The sequence below is a fragment of the Xanthomonas sp. WHRI 1810A genome, assembly GCF_040202885.1.
GTDB lineage: Bacteria > Pseudomonadota > Gammaproteobacteria > Pseudomonadales > Pseudomonadaceae > Aquipseudomonas.
In genome coordinates, this window is sequence record NZ_JBEGED010000013.1 from 1 (window position 1) to 17,869 (window position 17,869).

Genomic DNA, 17,869 nt, shown 5'->3' on the forward strand with positions numbered 1-17,869 from the left:
GCGCCGCCGTACCGCTTCTGCCCGGAGGGCGTGGGAGTTGACTTGTCGACGATGGGTTGCGCAGCAGCCCCAAAGCCAAACGCCTCGGTGTGTCAGATGTACCGCATTCGCAGGATTGACTACCGCTGCGCGGCAGATCGTCGGCAAGCCAACTCCCACGGCCTTCGGCCAGAATCAAAAGCGCGATTCAGGACAACCCCGCCACCTGCCCCGAGCTCCAAACCTGCTGATGGCCGCAGGCAGTGTAGGAGCGCGCTTGCCCGTGAAAGCAGGTGTTCAGCCGACGGAAATGGCCTGAATGTACTGGCCTCTTCGCGGGCAAGCGCGCTCCTACAGATCGGGGGGCTCCGCCGTACCGCTTCTGCCCGGAGGGCGTGGGAGTTGACTTGTCGACGATGGGTTGCGCAGCAGCCCCAACACCAGGCGCCTCGGTGTGTCAGATATACCGCATCCGCAGGATTGACTACCGCTGCGCGGCAGATCGCAGGCAAGCCAACTCCCACGGCCTTCGGCCAGAATCAAAAGCGTGATTTCAGGACAACCCGCCGCCTGCGCCAGGCACACAACGTGCGGATGGCCGCAGGCAGTGTAGGAGCGCGCTTGCCCGCGAAAGCACAAGTTCAGCCAATCAAAACGGCCTGAATGTACTGGCCTCTTCGCGGGCAAGCGCGCTCCTACAGATCGGGGGGCGCCGCCGTACCGCTTCTGCCCGGAGGGCGTGGGAGTTGACTTGTCGACGATGGGTTGCGCAGCAGCCCCAAAGCCAAACGCCTCGGTGTGTCAGATGTACCGCATTCGCAGGATTGACTACCGCTGCGCGGCAGATCGCAGGCAAGCCAACTCCCACGGCCTTCGGCCAGAATCAAAAGCGCGATTCAGGACAACCCCGCCACCTGCCCCGAGCTCCAAACCTGCTGATGGCCGCAGGCAGTGACGGGGATGTCCTACAGAACAGATCCGTCATAAACCCCTGTTACGGTGCTCGCAGCCTTCGTTTGAGACACCTTCATGAGCTGCCGTCTGTTTTTGTTGCTTGCGCTTTTGTTGATCACCCGCGCCGCCAGCGCGGAACCCTGGCCGGGCGAGCAATGGGCCGTTGACCCTGCCGTGCAAACCCCTGCGCTGACGGACCTTGAACGCTACGCCTTCCCGGCGCGAGACGAGGCCACCCGCGCAGGCATCCGCACCGATGCGCTGCTGGTCATTCGCGACGGTGAAATCATCTACGAGCGCTACGCCAGCCCGACCACGGCAGACACGCCGCACCTCACCTGGTCGATCAGCAAAAGCGTGCTGGCGGCCGTGTTGGGCGTTGCGTACGGGGAAGGGCGGTTCGCACTGGAGGACCCGGTGGCGAAGTTTTATCCGCCGTTCAGCGCCCACCCCGCCATCACGATGCAGAACCTGCTGCACTGGGCGTCCGGGCTGGATTGGCAGGAAGAATACGAATTCGCGCCGCTCAACTCGTCGGTGGTGGCGATGCTGTACACCCGAGGCCGCAGCGACATGGCGCGGTTCACGGCTGAGCATGGCGTCGCCAGCGCCCCCGGCACGGTCTATCGTTATTCCAGCGGCGACAGCACGGTACTGGCGGCGGCGCTGCGAGGCATAGTGGGTGATCAGGCGTACGCCGATTATCCATGGACCGCGCTGTTCGACCCGCTGGGGATCAAAAGCGCGACGTGGGAAACCGACAGCACTGGCACCTTCGTAGGCTCGTCCTACGCCTACATGACGGCCCGCGATCTGGCGCGCCTCGGCCTGCTGATGCAGCGCGGCGGTTTATGGCGGGATCGTCAGTTGCTCCCTACCGATTGGGTCGATTTCAACCTCACGCCATTCAAGTCACAGACGCCAACCGATGAAGCGTCAGGTGGCCATTGGTGGCTGAACACGCGTACGGACGGGAAAGCGGGTCCTTGGCCGGATGCACCGCCAAATACGTTCGCTGCGCTGGGCCATTGGGGGCAGGCGTTGTACGTTCTTCCCGCCCAGAAGTTAGTGATTGTGCGCTACGCCGATGATCGCGATGGGACCTACGATCACAATCAGTTACTCAAGCTGGCGTTGGCCGCGTTCAGAAAAGAGGGCAAGCCATGAATGGGCGTTCAGGCTTTTTCCGGCGTCGGCCTTTCGGCAGCGTGCTGATCTTCATCGCTTTGGCATTCGCCGCGCTGTTCTGGCAATACCGCGTCCAGCTTCAGGCCTTCCCTGACATCATCAGCGCCTACACCGCCAAGGAGTATTGTTCGTGCCACTACGTAGCGAACAACCCGGCCAATTACTGCCGCGCCTATGTGAAACAGTGGCTGCCGAGCGAGATACAGGACGATGAGAGCAACAAAGCGGTGAGCGCCAGTGGGTTGGGCCGCAGCAATACAGCGGTCTGGATCGGGGCGAGGCAAGGCTGTCGGTTGATGTCGCCGGGGCCGTGAGAACCGATTGCCCCCTGCTCAACAGGTTTCCTCACGGCGTTGTTCATGGCAGCCGGGGCGGCACGGTCGTTAGCCGGGACAGCGGACCCTTTGACCTTTCGTTGATTACCGATGCGATCAGGGCCAGCGAGTCCGCGTTGTTCAACGTACGTTTGGCGCGGTTTATTGAGGTGTCCGGGACCTGAGAGGGTTGAAGTTCCGAAGCATCGGGCCCGTCCCAGATATGGTTGGCATACCGCCTGTCATCCTGTTGCAAATCAATGAAAGCTTCGACCCGACCTGCGTATGAAGCAAGGCCTGTCTCGCCGGGCGCAGTAGCGCTCGGTGTGTTGATGTACCAATAGTCCTTGGTGCCGTTGGCGGCATGAGATAGCTCATGAATGATATTCCAGGCAAGCCGGTGAGGACTTTCGTTTGTGATCGAGTCCCGTAGATAAAGATGATGTCGGGGATCGCCCGTTTCGATCCAGGCCGCAGTCTTGCTGTTGCGGTCCCCTCCCACGGCAACCAGCCTGTCTGAGTCGTAGTGGTTGGCGAAATCGGTCAGCGTCCCAAAGCTGTGAGAGAGCATTTTCAGAATTTCGGGATCTGCGGTCGTGGATGCTTGCGAAGACGGTCGCAGCAGGCGGAGCATGTCAGCGCGCTGTTGAGGGCTTGCGAACGGAGATTTCGCCAGGTTGATTTCTTTACGGGTGAAGTTCAGGCCTTGTTTGGCATAGTCGAACGCCAAAGCGATGGCGGCTCCGAAGACCGGGTTTTTTGCGGTTATTTGCTCAAGACCGCGACCTATTTCAGGGGCCTGGCTGGCATCGTCGTTTGCTGTGGGCGCTCGCCCATCCGGGTCGGTGAACACCAGGGGCGAGTTGCGATTGAAACGGTAGAGATTGAGGCCATCCGCTTTTCCTGATGGGTCAGCGCTTATCCATCGGCCGTACCACGGCGCGTAATAGCGCGAGCCGTAGTAATAAAGACCTGAGGCATCGCGCTCTTTGCCTGAGTAACGCACTGTCTTGTATCCGGCTTCGATTGATGAGCGCGCCGCCCACCAGGCCGTGCCACCGAACGGGTAATAACCTTCCTGACTGATCAGACGGCTTTGCTGGTCCAGTTCGAGCGTACTTGATCCAAGATGGTCAGTAAGACTGAACCGTATCTGATCGTTATCGATACCTGACGGCTTGTGCTCCTGCCAGTGCAAAATCCGGACGTCGCAACGTCCGACGCTGATCAACGCAACCTGCAGCCGCTCTCCGTTGGGCCGGATATGAAGTTCGAGGCCCGGCAGGTAGCGGGTTTCGCGGGTGAGCATTCGCTTGGCCGCGTGCGCGTAGCCGATCTTGCGGCATCGCTGCCCGTGACTGTCGTACACATAGCGTTCATGGTCATCGTTATCCTCCTCGCGCTTCACGGCAGTGACCCCTTGCAGCTGGTTACGAACGTCCCAGTGCAAGGTAGATCCGCGCCCCAGTTGCAGCAGATTGCCGTTGGCATCGAAGGCCTTTTCGATATCCGGGCCGGCTTCGTCCTGAGGCAGGCTGCGATTGCTGTTCCGTGCGATGCACATGTTGCGGGTAAACGACTGCGCCCCGATGTGTTGAATCTGTTGCAGGTTGCCGCCTGGGTCATAGGCGTAGTTTTGGATGTAGTTGGCCAACCGTTTCGGGTCGACCGGCGAATGCTGCATGTCCGGCAGGGCTGGCCCATGGCTGGCTCCGACCGAGACTTCCCGGCCACGCGCTTCAATCAGTTGATAGAGGCTGTCGTAGCGAAAGCGGGTGACAGGCTGGGTGATCCGATTGTCGTCATAACGATCAGGCTGCGTGGCGTCCTGTATGTCCAGGACGTTACCCACCGCATCGTATTGGTAGATCAGATCCTGAAGCGCTCGTCCATCGGCGCCGGTCGACAAAATCCGCGTCAGACGACCGGTTCGTAGCTCGTAGGTGTTTTCGATAAGTACATCATTGCCCAGGCGCTGACGTTCCACTTGGCCCTGGGCGCTGTAGCGCGTGTTGCTGACGGCGGTGCGGGTCTCTTGTCCGTCTGCCAGTGAAAAGCGAGTCTCTTTAAGGGTCCCGCCGAGGGTGTAGCCGTGCAGCGTCACATTGCCCGATGCGTCAATCCGCCTGGCAACTGCCCCAACTGCATCGAATCGAGTAGCGGTTGCATAGCCATCACCGGATTCCAGTAGTCTGTCACGTTGAGCGATGTCTTGCGGCCACTCGACCGCTTCGACACTGGTGAGAAAGCGCCGGTTTTCGGCCATCGTTTCGCCGTAGAGGGAATAGCCGACGATTGCCCGGGTGCCAGCGGGGTCGTCATGACGGATCAGTCGACCGCATCTGTTGTGCGGCGTGAGGTCATTACTGGCGTCGCCGTACAAGAACCGCTCGACGACGCTCATGGCAGATGGATTCATGCCTTCGGCGATCTGAGCAGGGCGCAGGAAAAAGTCGTAGTCGGTTCGGCTGCAACTGCCTCGGCCATCCCAGCGGGTCATCGACTGGTGGTCAGCGCCAGTCAGGCTCAATCGCCAGCCTGCGTCCGTTCCGCTTTCCAGCAAGGGTTTGCCGGAAAGTGAGTAAAGGGTTGTGGTGTTGGTCTCAAGACCGTTGGCCCACAGTCGAGGATCGCAATCGGCTACATCATGACCTGCCGCGTCCCACGCGTGACGGGTAATGCGCTCTTGCGCGGTCTGCTCTTCATTCGTTCGGCAGTACGCGATGTCGCGAACGAGTAAACCGCGCGGATCGAGGCCGCGCAGAAGCGGCGTGTGGTGGTGAACAGACATGATTCAACGTCCTTGTCGGGTCTTGTCTTTTGAGCATAGAAGGGCACGAGCGGCCTGAAGGACGCGTTATTACCGTGTAGACAGAGGGCGCTGACTGTTCAGTGCTTCGCACCTGTGTCACGAGCAGGGACGTTACTTAGAACGTCGGGGTTTACCTGCGGTCAGACAGCCGGATAAGGTTGCCCCAATCGCTCATCTGGAGTTTGCATGCCCACGTTCACCTGCCCACAGCCGCGATGCACGTTGTTTGCCGATTTCTATCCCGACTTTTTGACCACAGCAGCGGCGCGCTGACATGGGAGGTGCAGTTTTCCCTTGGCGTGAAGAGAATAAATTCGAGCTGCTGATTGATGGCCCGGCGTTTTTTCCGCGAATGATTTCGGCTATCGAACACGCTCAGCAACAGGTCGAGCTGGAGCTGTATCTGGTGGAGGCGGGGCAGTGCGCCGAGGCGGTGGTGCAGGCGCTGGCAGATGCCGCCAGACGCGGCGTGATCGTGCGTTGCCTGTTCGATGATTTCGGCTCGCTGGCATTTACTGCTGAACTGCGCAATCGCCTGACCGAAGCCGGGGTCATCCTGCGGTTCTACAACCAGGTCAATTGGCGGCGCGGCATTCGTAACTTCTACCGCGACCATCGCAAGCTCCTGCTGGTGGACAAGCAACTGGCGGTGGTCGGCGGCACGGGTGTGACGGACGAATTCTGGCGACCCAACCATGACACCAGCGAATGGCATGAAGTCATGGTCGAGATACGCGGACCGTTGGTGATCGACTGGCAGGCACTGTTTGATCGGCAGTTCCATGCCAACCAGCGGCGCACCGCCTGGCGCCCTGCGCAGAATTTTGGTTTGCCGCGTCTTCCCCCCGCGCCTGTGACCGGAGAGGGGCTAGGTCGCGTCGCCTATGCCGACTCCCGCCAGCACCGCGATATCCTGCAATCGCTGGTGCGGGCACTCAACAGCGGCAAAAAACGCATCTGGCTGGCGACGCCGTATTTCCTCCCGACCTGGAAAGTGCGTCGTGCTCTCAGGCGCGCGGCAAACCGGGGTGTCGACGTGCGCCTGCTGCTCACCGGTCCGCGCACCGATCACCCGTCCGTCCGTTACGCCGGCCACCGGTACTACCCGCGCCTGTTGCGCGCGGGGGTGAAAATCTTCGAATACCAGCCGTGTTTCCTGCACCTGAAGATGGTGCTGATCGACGACTGGGTGAGCCTCGGCTCCTGCAACTTCGATCACTGGAACCTACGCTTCAATCTGGAGGCCAACCTTGAAGCCCTGGACCCCGCGCTCACCTTGGCTGTCGCCAGCAGCTTTGAACAAGACTTCGCCGTCAGCAACCTGGTCAGCCTCGACGACTGGAAAGCCCGGCCGCTGTGGCGCCGCGTGCAACAGCGAGTTTGGGGCTGGGTAGATCGACTGGTCGTCAACGCGCTGGATCGGCGGGGCTAGAAAAATCCAGCCGCGCTTTCTGTTACCGATGGAATGTCAGGAAGTTTCCTATCGGTCTGGCGGATTTGACGCCGCTTCTGCCGTATTTCAGCGTGTGGACCTGCAACAGGTGCTTGCCGGCAGGGTCCAGCACGCCAAGCGTTGACGAATCGCCACCGTCGAGATTCCAGGATGAGGCGGCGGGTAGGCCTTCTTCATTTTTAGGGTTCAGGTTGTCCAGTCGAGCCATGACGGTCGCCCATTCAAGCATCGTGAAACCAGGCTCATCGGTTTTTCTACTAAAGGTGCCTCGGCCCTGGTTAAGCGCGATAGCCAGACGAGTTCGGGTGGTGTCGTTTTCTGCGAGGCTGATCGCTGAGCGCGCATTGGGGTCGCTGGCATGACCTAAAGCGCCCACGTGGCCCGTTTCTTCGCCATAGATGTGTTTTTCTTTAAGGCTGTCTCTGCGTGAAAACTGCATGACGCCTCTCGTTGTCAGTTTGGGGGCCACATGAATGAATGAACCGTCTCCTAGCTGCAGTTTTGAATAAGCTGAACTGTAGTCGTCAGGCGGGTCGATAAAAGGCTTTTGAAGGCTGTCGATAACGTTCTTTCCCACTGACGCGTATTCCAGGTTTGAAAGTTGGGGGGATGGCAATGGTAAAGGTCCTGACATGGGTTGCCTGGCTCCCATATTGAAATATCCACCGTTTACGTAGGCCGCTGGCATCGAACCGCTGGCGTCGGCGATTTGAGCACCTGCGGCTCTACTGAGCGGTATTGCCGCATCGCCGCCTGATACTTTTCCCCTAAGACTGCTACTCAGAGACAGGTAGGTGAATTCGCGTGGCGCTGCCGCTTCGCGATCAAGCTCAATGCCGACTTTTGCGAATACAGCGTTATTACCTTTTATCGATACGCTGATAACGCCTTCAGTAAGTGTTTTAACGCTAATGGGCGATATAAATCTCTTGATATGACTCTGCAACACGGTTGCGGCCCGATTCGCGTCCATACCCTCCAGCCCATCGGTATCGAACTTGCTCACAGGCGAGTTGCTGACGAAGCAGTAAACATTCAACCCATCGGCACTGCCTTGCGGATCGGGGTTTATCCATCGCTGTAACCACGGTGCGTAATAACGCATGCCGTAGTAATAGAGCCCTGTGGCATCGCGCTCTTTGCCGCTGTAGCGAACGGTTCGGTATTTGGCGTCAATGGCGCTACGCGCGGTCCACCAGGCGGTGCCGCCGAACGGGTAATAACCTTCCCGGGTAATGACGCCACCCTGGTCATCCAGCTCCAGCGTGCTGGAGCCCAGATGATCACTCAACTCATAACGCACCTGATTGTCATCGATCCCATCGGGCTTATTGGCCTTCCAGTGCAAAATTCGTACGCTGCTGCTTCCTGCCTGAACAGTTGCCACTTCCAGAATCTCTCCATCCGGCTGGTTGCGGATTTCAAGCCCATCGAGGTAGCGCACCTCGGACACCAGCGTTCGGCCACTCGCTTGCGCCTTCGTGATCTTGCGCGAGCGTTGGCCCCCGCTGTCATAAATATAGTGTTCGTCGTCGTTTGCTCCGTCCTCGCGGCGCACGGTCGTGACCAACCGTAGCTGGTTGCGCACGTCCCATTCCAGAGTCTGCCCGCGAACCAGTTCCTGCAGATTGCCATTTGTGTCGAATCCGGATGCAAAGTCCGCGTCGGTTTCATCGTGGGGCAGGCTGCGGTTGCTGTCGGGCGCCACGTCCATTTTGCGCGTGAAGGCTTGCCCACCGGCATGATGCATTTCCAGCAGGTTGCCCCCTGCGTCGTAGCGGTAAGTCTGGGAGTAATTGGCCAGGTTATTGGGGTCTGGAATCGGGATGATCGCGTCGGGCAATGCGGGGCCGTGACTGGCACCGGTCGAGACCTCACGCCCACTGGCTTCTATCAGTTGATAAAGAGTGTTGTAGCGGTAGTGACTGACGGGCTCAATCTTCTGGTTGTCAGCAAAACGGGTCTGCTGGCTGGCGTCATCAGCGTCAACGACATTGCCCGCTGGATCGTATTGATAGTTCAAGTCCGACAGCAGCGTGCCATTGGCTTTTTTAGCGGTCATTCGAGCGGTACGTCCACTTGCTGGCTCGTAGGTGATTTCGCGGATGACCCCGTTACCGAAAGTTTGCGCCAAGACCTGGCCGCTGGCGTTGTAAGCGATTGCGCTGACCAGGCGCTTAGGAGCCGGTGCCCCCGCCAGTTCTATCCCGGATTCCTGAAGCTGGCCGCTGACGCCATAGGATGATGTGCGCCGATTGCCCGCCGGGTCGGTCTGTTGGATGGCCTGCGCCAGTGCATTGACAACGGCCGAGCTGAAATACCCTTCGCCTGGTTCGAGCAGCAGATCGCGTTCAATGACGCTTTCTGGCCAGTCCGGTGATTGCAGGCTGAGCAGTAGTCGCCGATTTGTCAGCAGTAAGCTGCCCGTCAACCCGAATTCACACCCCAGCAGTGTGCCTGCCGGATCGTCATGACGTACCAGTTGACCGCATTGATTGTGGTGCGCCGATTCCGTCGAACTGTCGCCATAGGTGAAGCGCTCGACAATGGCAGGCTCGCCATCTGCCGGTTTTTCAGTGAATGACACGGGACGAAACACCGGGTCGTAATCGACGTGACCACTGCTGCCTCTGGCGTCCCAGCTGTCCAGTAACTGGCCGGCAGCTCCGCTCAGTGTCAGCTTCCAGCCCGCGTCGACGCTCTGCTGCACAAGTGCTACGCCCGATAGCGAGTGAATGGTCGTGGTATTGAACGGCGACCCCGTGCCCGCGAAGCGCGGATCCTGATCGGCAACGTGCCGACCCGCTGCATCCCAGATATGTCGCGTGATGCGTGGCTCGGCGACCTCGCCTTCGAAGGCTCGGCAATAGGCGATATGCCGCACCAACAAGCCACGCGGGTCGGCGACATGTAATTGTGGGGTATTACTGTGCAGGTTCACGGAGGCGACTTCCCTGTCGGTTACTTCTTTAAATAGAGTTGGCGCGGTGCGCAAGGCGGCGCCAAGGACTGCGCACATGACCAATGGTGGGTCCTTCCAGGCCTGCTAATACAGATCCGAAAATCCGATTTTGCTGACGTTTCGGGCTGCACGGATGGCGAGCATTTCCTCTTCTGTATCGTTCTCGTCCTCGCTGATGCTGTACCAGGTCAGATAAGTCTGGCGTCGCATGAAATCAGCCGCTGTGTAGGTCACGGTCGGGCGCCCAAGCGGGTCGTAATGTTGCTTGTCACAGTAGCCGTAGTCTCGGATGGACTGGTCGTTTACGTAGCGGTGCGTGTTGGCGAAGTAGGGTCTGTAAATCCGGATCGGCAGGCCCTTGTTGTTGTATTCCACCCGTTCGCTGACCCGCCAGCGAGGTGAGGCCGGCACGACAACGGGCCCAACTTTCCCCTCTTCCTCCTTTCCTGTAACGGGATCAACTGTGGGTCTGCTTTTCGCGACTTCCAGATTTCCAGTGCTGGGATCGACTTTATAAGCGTCACCGTCCTCTACCAGTTGGCGTGTCTGCAGAACGCGACCGAAGCCGTCGTAGGACACCAGAGATATACGAATCTGCCGTTCCGGGTCGTCCGGATATCGGTCAGCTACCAGTGTGGCGCTGTGCACAGGTTGATGCTGTAAAGACTGGTCCATCCAGCTGAAAGCGTCGTAGCAGTGATAAGTGGCGCGTCGGCCCAGGGTTAGAGGCGCCGAAGCGATAGCTTCGCCAGGTGTTACGAGATAAGACAGGGTTCCGATGGGGTCAAACCCCACCTCGACGCCCAGCTCGGTGCCATAAAAACTGGTGGCACGCACCTGACCAAAGGCGTCGTAGGCCGCCTCCTGAGTGTTTTGGTTCGGGTCAACGATGCGCACGGGCTGCAAGGTCCGATACTCATAGGTGGCTGTGGTTTTACAACCTGTCGGGTCCGTCATGCTCGTAACGAGCATCCAGTAGGCGTCGTACTCCACAGTGTTCCAGCCATGACTGCTCGTCGGCTTGAACTCTGTGACGTGGTAAAAAGCCGACGCTGGGGCGTAAGTATTGAAGCCGCGTCTGACCGACCACAGGTTCAGCCCGTCATCCGGTAGAAAACTCGGCATCTGTTCGTATTTGAGCGCAACCAGGCGCTCGATCAGTTCCTTGGGCGTCATCACGCGGTCGTAGGCGCTCAGTGCGTGATCATCCAGTTCGGCCAGCTCGACGGCATCGGGAAGGGCTACGAACGTCGCCTCTTTTCCCGCGCAGTCTACGTAGCGCTGCAAGGAGAGTGCAGTCAGCGTGCGCGGCAACCCGTTGAATTTGCCTGAGGGATCGATGAAGGTCTCGTAACTGATGTCCTCCACCGAGAACGCCGTGGCGGCGGCGAGCATGGCGTTGCTGCGCTGCCGGTAAGGCAGGCCCAGCCGCCAGCTTTGTGCTGCCTCAAGATGAATGGGCTCAACACGCTGCTCCTGAAAATAGAAGGTCTGTTGTGCATCATCATGGGAGGCCTGCCACCAGGTCTGCTGGTATTCGTCGTCGAAGGGAGGCTGGTCGCCGAATGTCTTGCGCCGGGCGCAGTTCACCGATGCGCCGTGTATCAGTGTGCCGAACTTGTCCCAAGCCAGGCTCACTGTTCGATCGCACTGCGGATCGTCCGCCTGGCGTTCGTAACGATAACTGATCGACTCAAGCGCCAGCGGCAGCATGCGCGCATACGGCTGGAACGAACCGAGCGGTGCCAGTTGCCTGACCAGATAGCGCGAGCTTTGAACGGAATACGGGACGGAGTGCGCGACGTTGCCTTCCAGCCCAAACACCTCGGCATGCAGTACGCTGCCGGCAAGCGCGCGCGCCATCTCGCGGGCTGTCGCTTCATCTGGCTCGGTGATGATCGAATCATTGGATCCGTCATATTGCGTCAGCAAGTGAGCACCGAGCACCTGGGCGTCTGGATCGCTTGTGTTGTAGTCGTCAGTTTCACGTTGCGGGTAGCGACCGGTATGGAACCAGGTTCTGGTCTGCACGGGCGCAGTAAAGCCTTCGGAGTTTTCGTTGTCTTCATCAGGCACTTCGGTGTCCGTCTGGATCAGCAGGCCAAAGCCGCGAAATTCCCGCTCGTGACCGTCGTAAAAACCTTGCCGGTACTGATAGCGCTGGGTTAGAAGATTTTCGGTGATTTCGTCCAGCTGGGTTTGCTTGACCACCACTTGGACGGGAAATGGCAGCTCGGGCACCGGTACTTTGCCGCGGGCGAGCAGCTCGTTCTTTTCGTCCAGCCACTCCTGCGCCGAACTGCGATAAAACACCTCGCCCACGGCACCCATGTTGTTAGTGCTGCTTTGCAGCAAATAGGGCTTGAGATAAGGCTTCAACGGCGCGTTGCGTTCCGAATAGTCGAAGCGCCAGTGGCGCGGCGTCATGTGCGGCGTTGTCAGTACCAGGCTAGAGCAGCCCAGACCCTGAAGATCCGTCATGCTGACCTGACAAAACCGGTCGTAGCGCACGCCGTCCGGCCAGTTTTGCACGTAGGCTTCATTCAGCCCGTTGCCCCCGCGGTTCATGAAAATGCTGAAATGATCGGGCTCCAGATACAACAGGTCGGCGGCGCCGGAGCCGTCCATGTCGGCCAGTCTGATTCTCCCCGAATCAAACCCTTCGTAGCTGAAAGGCAGAGCGGCGAATAGCTTGCCGCTGCCGAAACGCCCGGCGCCCAGATTGGGCCAGAACCAGATGCTGTCGTGCCTGATACGAACCAGATGCTGTTGCCCGGTGCCCAGAATGTCGGAGAACGCCACCAGCTCGTTAGGACTGTTGCTCAGCAGTGGGAGGCTGTCGTCATCGTGCGGGACATCGATTCCGGGGGCGAAACCGCCAGCCCGCTTGTTGGCGTACAGGCGTACGCTGCGTGGCCCGATCAATGCCAGATCGCTCAGGCCGCCGCCGATCAGGTCGGCCAGTTGGCCTTGTGGGTTGAAGAACTCCGGCGGGAAGGCACCGAATGTGGCGAATTCGGACCAGCTGCGATCATGGTTCAGGGTGAAGAACCCGGCCATGCCGGGCTGCGCGACGATCCAGTCCAGCTTGCCATCCCCGGTGAGATCCGACAGCGACTGGAGGACCGGGGTTCTGGAGTCGGCATTCGGAATGCTCGGCAACAAATGCCACGGCCCGTATTTGATAGCGTCAGGTTTGCCCGCTATTTCGTCTCGCAGCGGCTCGCGGTAATACCAGCCCTTGTCCTGCTGATACAGCACGCCCGGAAGGCCGTCGCCATACAAATCCACTAGCTGATAGCGCTGCCCGTCATTGAGGCCTGGCATTTCATCGAACTCATGGAAACCGCCCGTGTTCACGGCGAATTCGCCCGATTCGAATGCGACAGGCGGGCGAGGCTGCATCACGCTCATGGCAGGATTCAGAGGATCGGCGGCGAACGCCTGCAAGTGAGCCTCTTGCAGCACGGTGTAGCCAAGCCCCAGCGTCTGATATTTCAGCAGCAGGCGGGTGATCAGCCGTGGTTCCTCGCCGAGCCCCTCGTTGGGGAAGTGGTGAAACATCAATGCCTGCTGGCACAGACGCAGGTTGCCCAGCTCGAAACCGTACGCAAAGCTTGAGTGTGGGTCGGAGCGTGCTGGCCAGGCATGCTCATCGGCATATGTCGGGATTCCTGTCTCGTCAGTGTTGCGCTCGCCGTAGTCAAACAGCAAATGGCAGTGCCATTTCAGGTCGGCCAGTTGCTCCGGATGCCACAGATACAAATCCGGGCATTGCCTTTCATTGGCATAAAGCACGCGCCGCAGGTAGCGCCGGGCGCGGTAGTTGCGCGGTGAATCTGCGGGCAGACCTACATGGTCTTCGGGCTTGTACTCGTAAAGAATGTGCTCGCCCAGCGCATTCATCGTTTCTTCCAGCAACCACTCGGCAACGTGGTCGGGATTAGCCGGGTCGGTACTGCGCGATCCGGGGTTCTTGCCGTAAAAATCCAGGCTGCCATCGGCGCCGTGAATCAGCCAGAAACCTGGGTCGCCAAGATCAATGCGCCAGTGTTCGATACGATCGAACGCGCCTTCGACCCGGGCGAAATAGCGGATGACCTGATACGTCTCGTCCAGCTCCAGTTCGAGATACTTGCTGACTGTCTCGAACACCAGCGTGCCATCGTCGCTACGCTCAGGCAGCCAGACTTCGCCGCTCGGGCCAAGGATTACATCGTCATCGGTGTAAGTCGGGACGCCTTTGCTGGCGCGCCGGGCCACGCAGCCAACGTTAAGTCCCCAGCCCATGCCAAACAGACCATTGCCCGCGGTGCTCTGGTAACCCAAGGCTAATGCAGGCGCATAACCCCGGCCAGCTGTGATGGGCAATGCGATACCGAATGACGCCGAACCACTCACGCCCACCGCTCCCCAGCCCTTGCCGATGCTCTGAATCGCGCCGCCGCCCTTGGGCAAGGATGGCGCTGAAATGCCGGGTTGTTGTGCCTGGTTTTCCATGACAGTGATCTCCCTGATGACTGTGCTCGGTCAGATCGAAGGTAAGCGTGGCGCCGATCTGAACCGCGTTGTAGGTTTGCGTCAGGACCGCGCGGATGTCCTGATAAGGCCCGACGCCCACCGGCAGCGATTCGCAAAGCTCGGGCCGTTGTCAACCAGTGAACGCACGCCCGTACGAGCGGTGAGGGCGGGTTTACGACCGGTTAAGATCAGTTGGTTGCGATACAGCCGAACGATCTGCTTGGCATAACATCTGGCGTTGTCGTAGGCGAGTTCAGCATTGGTATCGGTCAGAGTTGCGTACGAAGCTTTTTTTCGACCCGCGCAAGATGTTGAAAGTGGAGCGGTAACCCAGTGTTTGCATCGCCGACACACAGTCAATGTTGTCGCGTGTGCGTTGTTGATCGAGTGCTGGCGTTTTCGCCAGAGCTATTAACGAAAAGAGTAGGTCGTCCATGACAATATATCTCCGTTAGACCAGCTTTCAGCTTTTCACTAACGCGGGATATTGTCCAATGTCCGGAGCGTCAAGAATGACGCAAGTTTGCATTTTTTTCAGGCGGGACAATACGTTGGATTGTTATCAGGGCTTCATACCGATTCGAAATAACTATTATTGCGGACAGAACTAATGACCAAACGCCAGCCTGGCGTTTTGAGGCTGCACTGAGCTAAAACTGGATTAAAAAAAGCATTTATCCTGTCGCGTAATAAAGTGTCGTCTACGCTTGCCGAAAGGGCTTTACTCCATCGAGTTGGTCATATGTTGGATAATTCATGCACGCCAATACACCGATTGTTCTAGCGCACGATCCAAGAATGTTGGGGGTCCGTACAACGGCCTATCTGCGTTCCGAAGAAGACGCGACCCCTGAGGCTTGCATTACTCAGCAGGTGTTCGATGTTGCCGCCCGGCCAATCCAGTGCCGGGATCCACGTTTGTTTGCTGCCGCGCAAACTGACGTCGCGACCCCTTTTAATCTCAGCCAGGTGCTTAGCTTATCGGGCGTGCCACTGTTATCGGAAAGTGTTGATGCGGGCTGGCAAGCGGCGTTACACGCAGAGGCCGGGCAGACCCTGGAGCAATGGGATGGACGTGATACCCATACGGCATTTGAGTACGACACTTTGCTGCGACTGGACTCTGTACGCGAGCAAATGGCCGGCGAGCTGGCTCACGTCACTGAGCGTTTTAGCTATGCAACCTGCGATGAAGACGCTGCGTTGCACAACAGGTCGGGACAAGTCCTGCGTCACGATGACCCGGCGGGTACGCGTTGGTATCACGAATTCAGTATCGCCGGGGGGGTGCGAATGGTTGAGCAGCGCTTCCTGCAATCCACCGATCCAGTGAATTGGCCGGAAGATGAAGCGTTGAGGGATTCTTTGCTGGAGTCAGCGCCCGGGGCCATCTCGACGGCGGTATTCGACGCTATGGGCGCGCCGTGCAGGCAGGATGATGCTCAGGGCAATGCTCGGGTTCAGACGCGTGGCGTCGATGGAGCCTTGAAGTCTGCCTCTCTGCAACTCGTTGACCAGCCCCGGCAAGTGCTGATCAGCGAAATCAGGTTCAACGCGTTTGGGCAAGTCGAGAGCGAACGCTTGGGCAATGGTGTGGTGATCACCAACCAATATCTGGACGAGACAGGTTGGCTTGGCCAGCGAATGGCCGTTGATGCCCAAGGCGGGGTCATTCAGGATTTGAATTATCAGCACGATCCTATGGGGCACGTTTTACGATTCACCGACGCGGCGCAGGCTGTTCGTTACTATGGTAATCAGCGCATCGAGCCAACCAGTACTTACGTTTACGACAGCCTTTATCAGCTCATCGCGGCTACCGGTCGAGAGTCTATAACAACCACGGATTCGCCTGACCTGCCGGAATTTGAATCACCCATCGACCCCAAAGCCCTGGCCACTTACAGCCAGACCTACCAATACGACAGTGCAGGCAATCTTCTGAAAATGGTGCACGTCGGGGCGCAAAATTATACCCGCGCCATGGAAGTCGCTCCCTTGAGCAATCGAAGCCTGCCGGTGAGCAAGAAAGCGCTCGATACACGATCTGTCGATGAGGGATTCGACGCCAATGGCAACTTGCTGCAACTGCACCGCGGTCAGCAGCTTCATTGGAATGCGCGTAATCAATTGCGCCGCGTGACCCTTATTCAACGTGAAGCCGGCGAAGAGGACTACGAGTTGTACAGGTACGACGCCAGCGGGATGCGTCAGCGCAAAGTGCGTGTTACCCAGGCGGCTGCGGTGACCCATCGTGCAGAAGTACGCTACTTGCCGGGTCTGGAAGTTCGAACCGATACGGCAACAGGCGAAACATTGCATATCCTTAGCCTTGAGGCCGGCAGTAGCACTGTCCGGGTTCTGCATTGGGTGGCCGGTCGTCCCGGTGACATCGCTAATGATCAAGTGCGCTATACCTTGTGCGACCTATTGGGCTCCGGAACACAGGAACTCGACTCTCAGGCAAACTTGATCAGTCAGGAAAGTTATTACCCGTTTGGCGGCACCTCATGGTGGGCCGGGCGCAATGCGCTCGAGGCGAAGTACAAGACCATTCGCTACTCAGGCAAGGAGCGTGATGCTTGCGGGCTGTATTACTACGGCCTTCGCTATTACGCGCCCTGGTTGTGCAGATGGATTAATCCGGACCCGGCGGGCGTTGCCTACGGTCTGAACGGTTATGCGATGGTGGGTAATCAGCCGATCAGCAGAGCAGATACATTGGGGCTGGCGCCAGTAGAGCTCAATGACACACTGAAACACTTGGCGAAGAAAACGGCTCTGAAGCTTTATTCAACCGAAGACTCTGTGAGTCCGTTTTGGCGACATGAGGTAGCCCTCTCCACTCAGAGCTGGATGCGAGATCAAATTCGCGCCATCAAGAGTGAGTCGACCGGGAAACCCCTGAGTGCGACAAAATATGGCGCTGCAGTGTGGGGATATGCGCAGGAACACTTTTTCCCGCTACAGAAGTCACTCGCTGAAGACCGAGCCGGAATGACGCCTTCCGAGAAAGAAGGTTTTCATCTTTTCTGGGCAACCAATGCCGGGGCTCGTTATATCAACGGAGTAGCACGTAGCGTTTTTGCCGATGACGCCGCTCCTTCTATGCCGCTTAAAACTGCTGTCAAAGACGCACTTGGAGAGTTGAGCAGTAACAATGGTGAGTACACGCTAAAACTTTCTCATCAAAGGCGTACTGGAAAATTTGATCCCGCGATGAATATGCTCAAGAAATACGAAAAGCATCCTGAGGAAATGCTCCGATTGTTTACTGCATCGCTGGGCGATTCCATGCAAGGGATGTTATACCGCGGTGCGCGAGTCAAAAGCGCTTATGACTTCAAGGTAGGCGACGTGGTACGCACCAGTGGATTCACCTCTTTTTCTCCTCACGAATCAACTGCGAGGAGATTCATGACCAACTTCCATGATGATGACTTCAGAGCAAGCACTGATCCTGTTCTTTTCAGTGTAGGAGGGGGAGCACGAAAAATAACGGCCCTCACGGAAGTGGAAGGTTTGGTTGCTCCTAACACAAACTTTTCCATTGTGAGTACCAAGTTAACGCGCGCTGGTCATTACGAAATGGCGTTAAGACGCGTCACTAACCAGCCAGCGCAACATTGGATATGACCCGCGTCATGCGGTGTAGGGCGAGAAATCCTCAGAACAACACTATGGAT

7 protein-coding genes are annotated in these 17,869 nt (G+C 58.3%); 4 read left to right on the forward strand and 3 right to left on the reverse strand.

Annotated features, from left to right (window positions below; genetic code table 11):
• Nucleotides 1-1,008: 1,008 nt before the first annotated feature.
• Both ABQX22_RS18680 and ABQX22_RS18685 read left to right on the forward strand, forming a co-directional pair.
• On the forward strand, nt 1,009-2,100 hold the full coding sequence (locus ABQX22_RS18680; protein ID WP_349801354.1) for a serine hydrolase domain-containing protein: 1,092 nt from the start codon (nt 1,009-1,011) through the stop codon (nt 2,098-2,100).
• Nucleotides 2,097-2,435 carry a hypothetical protein gene (locus ABQX22_RS18685; protein WP_349801355.1) on the forward strand — a complete coding sequence of 113 codons (339 nt, stop codon included), beginning with the start codon at nt 2,097-2,099 and terminating at the stop codon, nt 2,433-2,435. Before ABQX22_RS18680 ends, ABQX22_RS18685 begins: the two co-directional genes overlap by 4 nt.
• A gap of 43 nt (nt 2,436-2,478) precedes the next feature.
• Here the strand turns inward: ABQX22_RS18685 and ABQX22_RS18690 are convergent, their stop codons facing one another.
• On the reverse strand, nt 2,479-5,226 hold the full coding sequence (locus ABQX22_RS18690; RefSeq protein WP_349801356.1) for an RHS repeat-associated core domain-containing protein: 2,748 nt from the start codon (nt 5,224-5,226) through the stop codon (nt 2,479-2,481).
• Between the two features lie 295 nt (nt 5,227-5,521).
• On the opposite strand from ABQX22_RS18690, the gene ABQX22_RS18695 reads away from it, so the two are divergent.
• On the forward strand, nt 5,522-6,679 hold the full coding sequence (locus ABQX22_RS18695; protein ID WP_349801357.1) for a phospholipase D-like domain-containing protein: 1,158 nt from the start codon (nt 5,522-5,524) through the stop codon (nt 6,677-6,679).
• 22 nt (nt 6,680-6,701) lie between these two features.
• Here the strand turns inward: ABQX22_RS18695 and ABQX22_RS18700 are convergent, their stop codons facing one another.
• The gene (locus ABQX22_RS18700) at nt 6,702-9,641 is read right to left on the reverse strand and encodes an RHS repeat domain-containing protein (protein WP_349801358.1); all 2,940 of its coding nucleotides are present in this window, start codon (nt 9,639-9,641) and stop codon (nt 6,702-6,704) included.
• Between the two features lie 105 nt (nt 9,642-9,746).
• Complete coding sequence (locus ABQX22_RS18705) at nt 9,747-14,162, reverse strand: SpvB/TcaC N-terminal domain-containing protein (protein WP_349801359.1); 4,416 nt, start codon at nt 14,160-14,162, stop codon at nt 9,747-9,749.
• A gap of 777 nt (nt 14,163-14,939) precedes the next feature.
• Between ABQX22_RS18705 and ABQX22_RS18710 the strand changes: the two genes are divergently transcribed.
• Nucleotides 14,940-17,819 (forward strand): RHS repeat domain-containing protein, encoded by a 2,880-nt coding sequence (locus ABQX22_RS18710; RefSeq protein WP_349801360.1) that lies wholly within the window; start codon nt 14,940-14,942, stop codon nt 17,817-17,819.
• Nucleotides 17,820-17,869: the final 50 nt, after the last annotated feature.

Bases quoted from the DNA above. Each gene is read 5' to 3' on its own strand.
- ABQX22_RS18680 (WP_349801354.1), top strand. From the start codon at position 1,009: ATGAGCTGCCGTCTGTTTTTGTTGCTTGCGCTTTTGTTGATCACCCGC.
- ABQX22_RS18685 (WP_349801355.1), top strand. From the start codon at position 2,097: ATGAATGGGCGTTCAGGCTTTTTCCGGCGTCGGCCTTTCGGCAGCGTG.
- ABQX22_RS18690 (WP_349801356.1), bottom strand. From the start codon at position 5,226: ATGTCTGTTCACCACCACACGCCGCTTCTGCGCGGCCTCGATCCGCGC.
- ABQX22_RS18695 (WP_349801357.1), top strand. From the start codon at position 5,522: ATGGGAGGTGCAGTTTTCCCTTGGCGTGAAGAGAATAAATTCGAGCTG.
- ABQX22_RS18705 (WP_349801359.1), bottom strand. From the start codon at position 14,162: ATGGAAAACCAGGCACAACAACCCGGCATTTCAGCGCCATCCTTGCCC.
- ABQX22_RS18710 (WP_349801360.1), top strand. From the start codon at position 14,940: ATGCACGCCAATACACCGATTGTTCTAGCGCACGATCCAAGAATGTTG.